Annotated in this window: 13 protein-coding genes; 11 read left to right on the forward strand and 2 right to left on the reverse strand. The window is 30.7% G+C overall.

From position 1 onward, the window contains the following. Together cmeE and cmeD are read right to left on the reverse strand one after the other, a co-directional pair. Positions 1 to 741, reverse strand: coding sequence for a multidrug efflux RND transporter periplasmic adaptor subunit CmeE (cmeE, locus tag ELQ09_RS02485; protein WP_134263748.1), 741 nt, complete (start codon positions 739 to 741; stop codon positions 1 to 3). Further along, positions 738 to 2,012: a multidrug efflux RND transporter outer membrane subunit CmeD gene (gene cmeD / locus ELQ09_RS02490; protein ID WP_070317106.1), complete on the reverse strand. Its 1,275-nt coding sequence runs from the start codon at positions 2,010 to 2,012 to the stop codon at positions 738 to 740. The genes cmeE and cmeD overlap by 4 nt, the downstream gene beginning before the upstream one ends. 125 nt (positions 2,013 to 2,137) lie before the next feature. On the opposite strand from cmeD, the gene lepA reads away from it, so the two are divergent. From lepA to ELQ09_RS02545, 11 genes are all read left to right on the forward strand, one after another. After that, on the forward strand, positions 2,138 to 3,934 hold the full coding sequence (gene lepA, locus ELQ09_RS02495) for a translation elongation factor 4 (RefSeq protein WP_070317107.1): 1,797 nt from the start codon (positions 2,138 to 2,140) through the stop codon (positions 3,932 to 3,934). A 76-nt stretch (positions 3,935 to 4,010) separates the two neighbouring features. Then, a complete protein-coding gene (mapA, locus tag ELQ09_RS02500) occupies positions 4,011 to 4,655 on the forward strand; it encodes an outer membrane lipoprotein MapA (protein WP_088303533.1) in 645 nt (214 codons plus the stop codon). After that, on the forward strand, positions 4,652 to 5,227 hold the full coding sequence (locus ELQ09_RS02505) for a ComF family protein (protein ID WP_070317109.1): 576 nt from the start codon (positions 4,652 to 4,654) through the stop codon (positions 5,225 to 5,227). The genes mapA and ELQ09_RS02505 overlap by 4 nt, the downstream gene beginning before the upstream one ends. 40 nt (positions 5,228 to 5,267) lie before the next feature. Next, a complete protein-coding gene (gene gyrA / locus ELQ09_RS02510; RefSeq protein WP_002870584.1) occupies positions 5,268 to 7,856 on the forward strand; it encodes a DNA topoisomerase (ATP-hydrolyzing) subunit A in 2,589 nt (862 codons plus the stop codon). A gap of 66 nt (positions 7,857 to 7,922) precedes the next feature. Continuing rightward, positions 7,923 to 8,438 (forward strand): flagellar assembly lipoprotein FlgP, encoded by a 516-nt coding sequence (gene flgP / locus ELQ09_RS02515; protein WP_070317110.1) that lies wholly within the window; start codon positions 7,923 to 7,925, stop codon positions 8,436 to 8,438. Continuing rightward, positions 8,414 to 8,863, forward strand: a complete 450-nt coding sequence (gene flgQ / locus ELQ09_RS02520) for a flagellar assembly protein FlgQ (RefSeq protein ID WP_002853668.1) — start codon at positions 8,414 to 8,416, stop codon at positions 8,861 to 8,863. Before flgP ends, flgQ begins: the two co-directional genes overlap by 25 nt. A 56-nt stretch (positions 8,864 to 8,919) precedes the next feature. Continuing rightward, entirely contained in the window at positions 8,920 to 10,221 is a 1,302-nt protein-coding gene (gene flgR / locus ELQ09_RS02525; RefSeq protein ID WP_002892246.1) for a fla regulon two-component system response regulator, read from the forward strand. Next, positions 10,221 to 11,252 carry an aspartate-semialdehyde dehydrogenase gene (locus tag ELQ09_RS02530; protein WP_002870587.1) on the forward strand — a complete coding sequence of 344 codons (1,032 nt, stop codon included), beginning with the start codon at positions 10,221 to 10,223 and terminating at the stop codon, positions 11,250 to 11,252. The genes flgR and ELQ09_RS02530 overlap by 1 nt, the downstream gene beginning before the upstream one ends. A gap of 8 nt (positions 11,253 to 11,260) precedes the next feature. Then, positions 11,261 to 11,767 carry a YqhA family protein gene (locus ELQ09_RS02535; protein ID WP_070317111.1) on the forward strand — a complete coding sequence of 169 codons (507 nt, stop codon included), beginning with the start codon at positions 11,261 to 11,263 and terminating at the stop codon, positions 11,765 to 11,767. 51 nt (positions 11,768 to 11,818) lie between these two features. Next, positions 11,819 to 12,010, forward strand: a complete 192-nt coding sequence (locus ELQ09_RS02540; RefSeq protein WP_002853004.1) for a mini-MOMP protein — start codon at positions 11,819 to 11,821, stop codon at positions 12,008 to 12,010. 8 nt (positions 12,011 to 12,018) lie between these two features. Beyond that, on the forward strand, positions 12,019 to 12,453 hold the full coding sequence (locus ELQ09_RS02545) for a c-type cytochrome (RefSeq protein WP_070317112.1): 435 nt from the start codon (positions 12,019 to 12,021) through the stop codon (positions 12,451 to 12,453). The last annotated feature ends 9 nt before the right edge of the window (positions 12,454 to 12,462 follow it).

Raw genomic sequence — 12,462 nt, forward strand, 5'->3', positions numbered from 1 at the left:
TTAATCTTTAGTGATGATTCTACCTTCGCCAAAAAGCCCTGGTGTTAAATTTGTAGTTTGCACTTCAGCATAAATTTTTCTTGTTTTTACTTCTATACTTGGATAGATAAGGCTGATTTTTCCTTTAAATTCTGTACCATTTTGATCGATTTTATAAAAGAAATCATCGCCTAATTTAACCTTATCTTTGTATTTTTCATCAAAACTTAAAATCAGTTTGCTTTGCGGATAGGAAAAAATTTCTATTAAAGGTTGAGCTACTCCTCCTACTCCTTCGCCCACTTGTATAAATTTGTTTGCGATAATAGCATCATAAGGTGCACGCAATTCTTTTTTTGCCATGATATTTTTATAATAAGCTATATTGATTTTTGCTTTGATTAAATTTAAATTAGCTGCATCAAATTTAGCTTCCATATCTTCATAGCTTTGTTTGTCTATAACATTTTCTACAGCTTTGATTTTTTGCATTCTGCTTTTGGTATTTTCGTATTCTACAAGGGCAAGTTGATAAGAATTTTGAGCATTTTGAAGAGCTATTTTTTCACTTTCTTGATCAAGAGCAAGTAAAAGTTCTCCTTTGCTGACTTTTTGTCCAATTTCTACAGGAATTTTTTGAACTAAACCTATGCTTTCAAGGGCAAGTTTGCTTTGTTTTGATGCTTCTACATTGAAACTTGCGTAAATTTCTTCGCCAAAGGTGTAATTAAAAGCAAGAAGTAAAAATAGAATTTTTTTCATTCTTTAACCTTTGAATTAAGATCTATACCCGCATTAAAATAATAATTTGCTTTAGTAATTTCAAATTCATTTTTAGCAAGCTCTAAATCGCTTTGTGCTTTAAATTTAGCCTCTAAAGCTTGAAGATATTCCACATAAGAAACAAGTCCTGCTTGGTATTTTTTATCTACGCTTTCAAAAGCCAAATTTGCAGCATTTAAGCTAAGATTAAGAGCTAAAATTTGTTTTTGTAAAACTTTTAAACTTTTGTCTAAATAATTTAATTCTTCTTTATTTTTTCTCTCACTAAATCTTGCATTTGCATTGGCTATTTGAACATTTAAACGCTCTTTTTCAACTTCTTTAGCCCTTGCATTGAAATCAAAAATTTTCCATTCCATACCTAAAATAAACTGATTACCTTGAGAATATTTTTCTAAGAATTGATCCGCTAAATTTGCAAAAGGAGCTGGAACTTTTGGATTATAATTGTTTTTATAAAAGTTAAAATTATCTTGAATATAAAATTTTGGAAAATATTCAGCTTTTGCTAAATTTACACTTTCTTTAGCAAGATTGATTTGCTCTTTAGCTATCATTACTTCATAGTTTTGACTTTTTTCTTGTTGTGGATTTTCTAAAAAAGCATTCCCTTGCACTTTAAAATCTGTATCGCTTAAAATTTTAATCTCTTTTTGTATATTGGCAAGTTTCAATTCATTTTGACTGAGCTCTAATAAGCTTAAATGGTATTTAGCTTCAATACTTTCAAGTTCATCTTTAGGGCTAAGTCCTGCATCGTAAAATTTTTGCAATCTTTCAAAAGTTGATTTTAAAAAAGCTATTTTTTGTTGATTGGCTAGTAAAATTTTTTCAAGACTTAAGGTATTAAAATAAAGTGTGATTGCATTTAGGGCAAGGTAATTTTTATTTTGTTCTTTGTCTAAAAGGCTTAATTTTTCTCTGCTTTCTAAAGCTCTTAAATTGGCCTCTCTAGCACCCCCATCAAAAAGCAAAAAATTAAGAGAAACTTTAGTAAATAAACTTTCTTGTGGATCGATAATGAAGCGATCTTTGTTATTGGCTACATAAGCTGAGTTTAGACTAAGAGAGGGTAGGTAATTTCTAAAAGCTTGTTCTTTGTCCAAATTTGCTTGTTCGCTTTGCATTTGCTTAATAAGATAGGATTCGTTATTTTGACTTAGTGCTATAAATTCGTGCAAATTAGAAGCTAACATTGCTAAGGGATAAAGAGCTAAAAACATAGCTGATTTTAAATATTTTTCAAACATTTGATATTTTAATATGCTTTATATAAATTTCAATTGAAGTTTTTTATATAAAATAAAATTTATTTGTTTTAAACATAAATTTTGTTAAAATCTTAGCTTTAAAATTTTATATTTAGGATGAAATTTTGTCGGTAAAAAATATTAGAAATTTTTCTATTATAGCTCATATAGATCATGGAAAATCTACTCTTGCAGATAGGATTATTAGCGAGTGTGGTGCTATTAGCGATAGGCAGATGAGTTCGCAAGTTATGGATACTATGGATATAGAAAAAGAGCGTGGTATCACCATAAAAGCACAATCAGTGCGTTTAAATTATAAATTTAATAATGAAAATTTTGTTTTAAATCTTATTGATACTCCTGGCCATGTGGATTTTTCTTATGAAGTGAGTCGTTCTTTGGCAAGTTGTGAAGGGGCTTTGCTTGTAGTAGATGCTTCTCAAGGTGTTGAAGCACAGACTATAGCTAATGTTTATATAGCGCTTGAAAATAATCTTGAAATCATTCCCGTGATTAATAAAATCGATTTACCTAATGCTGATGTTGAAAAAGTCAAGCATGAAATCGAGCATATTATAGGTATAGATTGCAAAGATGCCATTTGCGTGAGTGCAAAAACAGGAGTGGGTATAAAAGAGCTTATAGAAACAATTATCACTAAAATCCCTGCACCAAAAACAGATGATGAAGCTCCTACTAAGGCTTTAATTTATGATTCTTGGTTTGATAATTATTTGGGTGCGTTGGCTTTGGTTAGGATTTATGAAGGAAGGATAGCTAAAAACGATGAAGTTTTAGTCATGAGTACAGATAAAAAACATATAGTTCAAGATCTTTTTTATCCCCACCCTTTAAGTCCAATTAAAACTCAATCTTTACAATCGGGTGAAGTAGGCGTGGTGGTTTTAGGGCTTAAAACCGTAGGTGATGTACAAGTAGGCGATACTATTACTTTAGTAAAAAATAAAGCTAAAGAAGCTATAGGGGGTTTTGAAAAGGCTAAAGCTTTTGTGTTCGCAGGACTTTATCCTATAGAAACGGATAAATTTGAAGATTTAAGAGATGCTTTGGATAAGCTAAAGCTTAACGATAGTTCTATTACTTATGAGCCTGAAACTTCTTTGGCTTTAGGCTTTGGTTTTAGGGTAGGGTTTTTAGGACTTTTACATATGGAAGTGATCAAAGAAAGGCTTGAGAGAGAATTTAATCTTGATTTGATTGCTACAGCTCCAACTGTAACTTATGAAATTTGTCAAACCGATGGAGAGCTTGTTAAAATTCAAAATCCTAGCGAACTTCCTCCTGTTAATAAAATCGATCATATAAAAGAGCCTTATGTTAAAGCCACTATCATTACTCCAAGTGAATTTTTAGGGAATTTAATCACTCTTTTAAATCGCAAAAGAGGAGTGCAGGTTAAAATGGACTATATTACACCTGAGCGTGTTTTGCTAGAATATGATGTGCCTTTAAATGAGATTGTGATGGATTTTTATGATAAATTAAAGTCCTTAACAAAAGGCTATGCGAGTTTTGATTATGAACCTATAGAATTTAGAGTAGGAGATTTGGTAAAACTTGATATTAAGGTAGCAGGTGAAAATGTTGATGCCTTAAGCATTATCGTGCCCAATGAAAAAGCATTAAGCAAAGGAAGAGAGCTTGTTAGTGCTATGAAAGAAATAGTTCCTAGGCAGCTTTTTGAAGTGGCTATTCAAGCAAGTATTGGAAATAAAATCATCGCAAGGGAAACTGTTAAATCTATGGGTAAAAATGTGACAGCAAAATGTTATGGTGGGGATATTACTAGAAAAAGAAAGCTTTTAGAAAAGCAAAAAGAAGGTAAAAAAAGAATGAAAGCTATAGGTAAGGTAAATTTACCTCAAGAGGCTTTTTTGAGTGTTTTAAAGATAGATTGATGATAAATTTAAAACTTGGCTTGAAATTTGCTTGTATTTTTAATACAATTTTAAAATAATTTTCTAAGGAGAAAAAATGTTTAAAAAATTTTTGATTTTTATAGTGCCTATTTTATTTTTGAGTGCTTGTGCAACTAAACAAGATACTTTTACTCAAGTTAATCAAATTTCTAAAAATTCTCAATGCAGTTCTTGTGAAAGTCCTGATGGCTTTGAAGCAAAGATTAAAGGGCTTTTATACATTAGCGATGTTGGAATTCAATGTTGTGCCAATAAACGCACTTTAGACACTGGTATTGCTTTAAAAAAGGTTTATTTGCATAGATTTTATGATTTAAAAGAAGGGCAAAAAGTTTTAAATGCTAAAGGGAAAAAGTTATTTGTTGATGTGAATTTTAATGCGGTATTTTATACTTATTTAAAACAAGAACTTGAAGCTAGAGGAATAGTTGTGCTTGACAATAACGATCAAAATTCACCTTATGTGAGTAAGATTGATTTAGAATTTATATCTTATGGAGCAACTCAAGATACTACAGGATTACATTCAAAACTAGTAGGAGTTTTACAAGTTAGCGATATAAACAAAAATAAGAAATTTACAATCCGCACCAAGCAAGACGTACAAGGTTTCGATGATCTAAAAGAAACAACTTTTTATACTCATTTGTTAATAAAACAAATGGCAAATAAAGCAGCTAGTTTAATCTCTGAACTTTGAGGTGTATAAATTGCGGAGCTTTTGCTCTGCTCTGCTTTTGTGATTTATGTGAGCTAGAGCTTTCTGAATTTTCCTTAAATGTAAGAAAGCTTGATAATAATTTCAAAGTCTATTCTTTTTATAAATACCATGAAATACAACACTTGCTTCACTCTAAACATTATTTTTATGGTTATTTTGTTTATAAAATGCTTGCTAAATTAAGTTTTGCAAAATTTAAAGATTTTTTTGATCCTAGAATGATAATCAATGTTATAGCCTTAGATGATAAGGTTGAAGATATGCTTTATTCACATTCTGCTATTTTAGCTAGATATCTTAAAACAAAATTTGTAAAACCTGTTTTTAATGTTTTAAAAGCACAAAATCATATTAAATATTCTGGAAAAAGTTTAGAATTTCGTCAAAAACATAAAAGAAATTATAAACTCTTAAAAACCATTCAAGAACCTGTAATTTTGGTAGATGATATTGTAACGACTGGTTCTAGCCTTTTGGAAGCTAAAAAAGTTTTAGAAGAAAATAAAATTTCTGTACTTTTTGCTCTTGTTTTAGCTGATGCAAAAGTTTAATATGCTATAATCAAAACTTTGAACTAATAGAAGGATTTTTATGGAGAATATTTTTAGCAAAGATTCTGATATTGAACTTGTAGATATAGAAAATTCTATAAAAAGTAGTTATTTAGACTATTCTATGAGTGTTATTATAGGTCGTGCTTTGCCTGACGCAAGAGATGGTTTAAAGCCTGTTCATAGAAGAATTTTATATGCTATGCAAAATGATGAGGCAAAAAGTAGAACAGATTTTGTCAAATCAGCCCGTATAGTGGGTGCTGTTATAGGTCGTTATCACCCACATGGAGATACAGCAGTTTATGATGCTTTGGTTAGAATGGCTCAAGATTTTTCTATGAGATATCCAAGTATTACAGGACAAGGCAACTTTGGATCTATAGATGGTGATAGCGCCGCTGCGATGCGTTATACTGAAGCAAAAATGAGTAAACTTTCTCATGAGCTTTTAAAAGATATAGATAAAGATACGGTCGATTTTGTTCCAAATTATGATGGTTCAGAAAGTGAACCTGATGTTTTACCTTCTAGGGTTCCAAATTTATTATTAAATGGTTCAAGTGGTATAGCTGTAGGTATGGCGACAAACATCCCGCCTCACAGTTTAAATGAGTTGATAGATGGACTTTTATATTTGCTTGATAATAAAGATGCAAGCTTAGAAGAGATTATGCAGTTTATTAAAGGTCCAGATTTTCCAACAGGTGGAATAATTTATGGTAAAAAAGGTATTATAGAAGCTTATCGCACAGGGCGTGGTCGCGTGAAAGTGCGAGCTAAAACTCATATTGAAAAAAAGACAAATAAAGATGTTATTGTTATAGATGAGCTTCCTTATCAAACCAATAAAGCTAGGCTTATAGAGCAGATTGCAGAGCTTGTTAAAGAAAAGCAAATTGAAGGAATATCTGAAGTAAGAGATGAGAGCAATAAAGAAGGAATCCGCGTTGTTATAGAGCTTAAACGTGAGGCTATGAGTGAAATTGTTTTAAATAATCTATTTAAATCTACCACTATGGAAAGTACTTTTGGTGTGATTATGTTGGCAATTCACAATAAAGAACCTAAAATTTTCTCTTTGTTAGAACTTTTAAATCTTTTCTTAACCCATAGAAAAACAGTTATTATTAGAAGAACGATTTTTGAACTTCAAAAGGCAAGAGCAAGAGCTCATATTTTAGAAGGTCTTAAAATTGCACTTGATAATATAGATGAAGTGATTGCTTTAATTAAAAACAGTTCTGATAATAATACCGCAAGAGATTCTTTGGTAGCTAAATTTGGTCTTAGCGAGCTTCAAGCGAATGCTATTTTAGATATGAAACTAGGTCGTTTAACAGGACTTGAAAGAGAAAAAATCGAAAATGAACTTGCAGAATTAATGAAAGAAATTGCAAGACTTGAAGAAATTTTAAAAAGTGAAACCTTGCTTGAAAATTTAATTCGCGATGAATTAAAAGAAATTAGAAGTAAATTTGATGTGCCACGTATTACTCAAATTGAAGATGATTATGATGATATTGATATTGAAGATTTGATTCCTAATGAAAATATGGTTGTAACTATTACCCATCGTGGTTATATTAAGCGTGTGCCTAGTAAACAATATGAAAAGCAAAAACGAGGCGGAAAAGGAAAATTAGCCGTTACGACTTATGATGATGATTTTATAGAAAGTTTCTTTACGGCAAATACACATGATACGCTTATGTTTGTAACAGATCGTGGACAACTTTATTGGCTTAAAGTTTATAAAATTCCTGAAGGCTCAAGAACGGCTAAAGGAAAAGCAGTGGTAAATCTTATTAATTTACAAGCTGAAGAAAAAATCATGGCTATTATTCCAACTACGGATTTTGATGAGAGTAAATCTTTATGTTTCTTTACTAAAAATGGTATTGTAAAGCGTACAAATTTGAGTGAATATCAAAATATCAGAAGTGTAGGAGTTAGAGCGATCAACTTGGATGAAAATGATGAGTTGGTAACTGCTATTATTGTTCAAAGAGATGAAGATGAAATTTTTGTCAGTGGTGGTGAAGAAAATTTAGAAAATCAAGAAATTGAAAATTTAGATGATGAAAATCTTGAAAATGAAGAGAGTGTAAGCACACAAGGTAAAATGCTCTTTGCAGTAACCAAAAAAGGTATGTGTATCAAATTCCCACTTGCTAAAGTACGTGAAATCGGTCGTGTAAGTCGTGGGGTGACGGCTATTAAGTTTAAAGAGAAAAATGACGAATTAGTAGGTGCAGTTGTTATAGAAAATGATGAGCAAGAAATTTTAAGCATAAGTGCAAAAGGTATAGGAAAACGCACCAATGCTGGAGAATATAGATTGCAAAGCAGAGGTGGTAAGGGTGTAATTTGTATGAAACTTACAGAAAAAACCAAAGATCTTATTAGCGTAGTTATAGTAGATGAAACTATGGATTTGATGGCTCTTACAAGTTCAGGCAAGATGATACGTGTTGATATGCAAAGCATTAGAAAGGCAGGGCGTAATACAAGTGGTGTCATTGTAGTTAATGTGGAAAATGACGAGGTGGTTAGCATCGCTAAGTGTCCTAAAGAGGAAAATGATGAGGATGAGTTAAGCGATGAAAACTTTGGTTTAGATTTGTAATAAGCTTAAAGTTGGAACGCTTATTGCTTTTTATTTTACTAATTACAATATTTTGAAGGTGTAAAAATGAAAAAAATTTATTTTATGCTAGCAATAGCAGGAATTTTCGCTGGTTGTGTACCAAGTGCAAACAGTGCAACTAAAAATTCAAGTGCAAATAGCACTGCTCCATCTCAAGATGTTATCGTGCAAAAAGTCGATAAAGATGATGTGCGTGATATTATCAGAGAAGAAAAAATGTTGGCTCCAGATGCTAGCGAAACGGAACTTAGTTTTACAGCAGTTGGTGAAGGGATTGCTCCGATGAATACAGTTTCTGCTGCTCAAGCCCTAGCTTTAGCAAAAAGAGCAGCGATTACAGATGCTTACAGACAGCTTGCAAGTAAGCTTTATGGTGTGAAAGTGAATGGTAAAGACACTGTAAAAGATGCAATGCTTAGAAGTTCAACTATTACTGCGCAAGTAAATGGTTTGATAAAAAATGCAAGTATTATTGATGAGAATTTTAATCAAGGACTTTATAGAGTAAACTTAGAACTTAAAATCGATGCAGACAAGTGGAAAGAATTGTTTGCTTATTAATTTTTCTTAGCTTTAAGCTTTTTGCCCAAGATGAATTTATTTTTTGGGCAGAGCTTTCTAGTAAAAATTTCATTCTCTTTCATCAAAATCAAAATTTATCCTTAGCAATGACGCAAAGTGAAAATGTTGAAGAACAATGGGTATGTGAAATTTCTTATAGTGATCAAGATTTAAAAGTTTTACCTCGAACTTCTTTAGGATTAATTGATGATAATATGCCAAAAACAATTAAATTTAATTTTTTAAATTCTCATAAAGATGAGTTAAGTGATTGCTTTATAGGAGCTAAAATCAGTGTTAAGGATATTGTTAATACCGATTTATTACGTGCTCAAAGTGAAACTTATATTAAAATTTTACCCTTGCGTTTTACCGTGGAATTTGGCGAACAAAATGCGATAATTTATTATCTTAAAAAAAAGTAAATTCAAAATTAAGCGCAAATTGGATACTATAGCAGAAATTTTTTAAAAGGCTTAGGATGAATTTAGTCATAGTAGAAGATGATATTAATATGCGCAAATCCTTAGAAATTGCATTAGCAGAGTATGAAGAATTTAATATTAAATCTTATAAATCTGCTACTGAAGCTTTAAAAAAAATAGATGAGAATACAGATTTGATTATTACAGATATTAATATGCCAGGAATTGATGGCATAGAATTTGTTAAAGCCTGTGAAAATAAATATGATTTTATTATTATGACGGGAAATGCTACTTTAAGTCGTGCTATAGAAGCGGTTCGTTTGGGAGTAAAAGATTTTTTAACCAAGCCTTTTGATGTTGATACTTTAGTCGAGGCTATTAAGCGTGCTAAAATCATAAGAGAAAAAACAGCCGATAAAAAAAGCAAAAAAAATGAAAAAAAAGAAGAAAATAAAGATTTTTTTTCAACTTCTCCTAATTTAGAAAAAACATTAAATTTAAGTCAAAAAGCGGCTAAAACTGATGCCTCTGTAATGTTTTTTGGAGAGAGTGGAGTAGGAAAAGAGGTATTTTCTCGTTATATTCACACTCATTCTAAACGCTCTAATAAGCCTTTTGTTGCTATTAATATGGCAGCCATTCCTGCAAATTTGATTGAAAGTGAGCTTTTTGGTTTTGAAAAAGGTGCTTTTACTGATGCCAATGCAACTAAAATAGGGCTTTTTGAAATGGCTAATGAGGGTACTTTGTTTTTAGATGAAATTGGCGAAATGCCTTATGAAATTCAAGCCAAACTTTTAAGAGCTTTGCAAGAAAAAGAAATTACGCGACTTGGAAGTACGAAAAGCATCAAAATAGATGTAAGAATTATCAGTGCAACTAATGCAAATTTAGATGAAAAAATAAAAAATGGCGAATTTCGTTCAGATTTATATTATCGTTTAAACACTGTTCCTATTAATATCCCGCCTTTAAGAGAGCGCAAAGAAGAAATTTTAGGTATAGCTCAAAAGGTTTTAGAAGATACTTGTAAAGAATATGATTTTAAGGAAAAACAGCTCAGCCAAGAAGCTAAAAATGCTTTACTTGAATATGATTTTCCTGGTAATATTAGAGAATTAATATCCGTTGTACAAAGAGCTTGTATTTTAAGTGAAAATGATGAAATTTCAAGTGAAGATTTGTTCTTAGAAGCTAGAAGTATAAAAAAAGATGTAAAGAATTTAGAGAAAGAATTGATTTGTGAAGTTCTTTTAAGTGTAGATTATGACAAGGATCAAGCTTCTCAAATTTTAGGTATGGATATAAAAATTTTAAATGAAAAAATTAAAAAATATCAAATAAAGGATAGGTAATGTCAAAAAAACAAAAAATAGCCATTGTGGGTGCTACTGGTGCGGTTGGGGAAGAGCTTTTAAATGTTTTAGATGAACTTGATTTTCCAGTGGAAAGTATTTTACCTTTAGCAAGTGCAAAAAGTGTAGGTAGTGAAGTAGAATTTAAAGGCAAAACTTATAAAGTCAAAGAACTTACTGAAAATGTATTTAAAGAAAATCCTATTGATATTGCTTTTTTTAGCGCAGGTGGAAGTGTGAGTGAAAAATATGCTAAATTTGCAGTAGAATCGGGTGCTGTTGTTATTGATAATACAAGTCATTTTAGAATGGAAAAAGATGTTCCTTTGGTGGTTCCTGAATGCAATCCTGAGGATATTAAAGATTGGAAAAAAACAGGGATTATTGCTAATCCAAATTGTTCTACTATACAAATGGTACAAGTTTTAAAACCTTTAAATGATGCATTTAATTTAAAGCGTGTTGATGTAAGTACCTATCAGGCTGCAAGTGGAGCAGGAAAAGAAGGAATGCAAGAATTGGTTGAAGCCATGCAAAGTTTTTTTGCTTTCAAACTTGATGAATTTGAACCTCAAACTTTTCCTTATACTTTAGCACTTAATCTTATTCCACAAATTGATGTTTTTATGGATAATGATTACACTAAAGAAGAACTTAAAATGGTCAATGAAACTCAAAAAATTTTACATAAAAATTTAGAAGTTTCAGCAACTTGTGTAAGAGTGCCTGTTTTAAGAAGTCATAGCGAAGCCATTACTATGCATTTTGAAAAAGAAATAGATGTAAAAAAAGCTAAAGAAATTTTAGAAAAAGCACCAAGTGTTGTTGTCATAGATGATCCTAAAAATAAAAAATACCCTATGCCTTTAATGACTAGCGATACTAATGAAACTTATGTAGGAAGAATTCGTGCTGATGTGTATGATAAAAAAATACTCCATCTTTGGTGTGTGGCAGATCAAATTCGTGTAGGTGCTGCAACAAATGCTGTGCGTATTGCGCAAAAATGGCTAGAATTAAAAAATAAATAAGGAAAAAAATGTTAGAGAAAATATTTGAATCTTTACTTGTTAGAAGTCGTATTGTTACAATTTTACCCGTAATTTTTGGTTTAGTGGGTGCTTTTGTCTTGTTTTTTATAGCAAGTTATGATGTTTTAAAAGTTATATTTTATACTTATAATTATTTTTTTGATGCAGGTTCTAATGTGGATTTGCATGAGGATGTGGTGGCTTTGATTATAGGAGCTGTTGATCTTTATCTTATGGCTTTAGTTTTGTTTATTTTTTCTTTTGGAGTTTATGAGCTTTTTATCAGTGAAATAGAAGAATTTAAACAAACAAAACAAAGCAAGGTTTTAGAGGTGCATAGCTTAGATCAATTAAAAGACAAGCTTGCAAAAGTTATCATTATGGTCTTAGTGGTAAATTTCTTTCAAAGGGTTTTACAGATGAAATTTGCTACTCCTGTGGATATGGCTTTTCTTGCTGGATCGATTTTAGCTCTTTGTGTAGGACTTTATTTTTTACATAAAGGTGGTCATTAACAAGGATTATCTTTTTTTGATATAATCGTTTTTTGTGTTTAAAGAATAAAAATGAAAAAAATATTTTTAATTGGTATGATTTTAAATCATTTTGTTTTTGCAGCTCCGTTAGATGAAGTCTTTAAAGATATAGAAGTTTCAGGGACTGTTCGTTATCGCTATGATATTAAAAAAGAAAAAAAATACAACAAAAAAACACATAGATATCAAAATAAAACACAAACGGAAATTACAATAAAATAAGGAAAATCATGATTATACGATGGTTGTTTATTAGTTCAATATTTGTTGTTGCGCTTTTTGGTATTAACTTGAAATCATTTTTTACTTATACCTTTGATGCAAATAAGCAATATGATATGGAAAAAGCGAAGGCTTTGTATTTTCAAAATAAATGCAATACTTGCCATGGAGATAATGCTGAAAAGAGTGTTATAGGATCTAGAATTTTAAAAGATATGTCTCCTGAGGATATTAAAGGAGCTTTGATAGGTTATACTCTTGATAGTAGCAGTTCTACAACAGCTTCTCAAATGGCTTTTTATGCTAGAAATTTAAGCCACGAGGATATAGATAATATTATTGCTTATATTAAAGGTGGAAATTTTGCGCTTGATTTGCAAGCAAAAGACCTTCTTGAAGAAGAACCTGCGCAAAAAACAAAACATAATATATTTCTAAAATAAAATGTAAAA

The sequence above is a fragment of the Campylobacter sp. CH186 genome (genome assembly GCF_004378925.1).
Lineage (GTDB): Bacteria > Campylobacterota > Campylobacteria > Campylobacterales > Campylobacteraceae > Campylobacter_D > Campylobacter_D jejuni.

What these genes read in the sequence shown, in the direction of transcription:
- gyrA (WP_002870584.1), top strand. Translation starts at nt 5,268, where the DNA reads ATGGAGAATATTTTTAGCAAAGATTCTGATATTGAACTTGTAGATATA.
- cmeD (WP_070317106.1), bottom strand. Translation starts at nt 2,012, where the DNA reads ATGTTTGAAAAATATTTAAAATCAGCTATGTTTTTAGCTCTTTATCCC.
- flgR (WP_002892246.1), top strand. Translation starts at nt 8,920, where the DNA reads ATGAATTTAGTCATAGTAGAAGATGATATTAATATGCGCAAATCCTTA.
- flgP (WP_070317110.1), top strand. Translation starts at nt 7,923, where the DNA reads ATGAAAAAAATTTATTTTATGCTAGCAATAGCAGGAATTTTCGCTGGT.
- mapA (WP_088303533.1), top strand. Translation starts at nt 4,011, where the DNA reads ATGTTTAAAAAATTTTTGATTTTTATAGTGCCTATTTTATTTTTGAGT.
- ELQ09_RS02535 (WP_070317111.1), top strand. Translation starts at nt 11,261, where the DNA reads ATGTTAGAGAAAATATTTGAATCTTTACTTGTTAGAAGTCGTATTGTT.
- ELQ09_RS02530 (WP_002870587.1), top strand. Translation starts at nt 10,221, where the DNA reads ATGTCAAAAAAACAAAAAATAGCCATTGTGGGTGCTACTGGTGCGGTT.
- ELQ09_RS02545 (WP_070317112.1), top strand. Translation starts at nt 12,019, where the DNA reads ATGATTATACGATGGTTGTTTATTAGTTCAATATTTGTTGTTGCGCTT.
- cmeE (WP_134263748.1), bottom strand. Translation starts at nt 741, where the DNA reads ATGAAAAAAATTCTATTTTTACTTCTTGCTTTTAATTACACCTTTGGC.
- ELQ09_RS02540 (WP_002853004.1), top strand. Translation starts at nt 11,819, where the DNA reads ATGAAAAAAATATTTTTAATTGGTATGATTTTAAATCATTTTGTTTTT.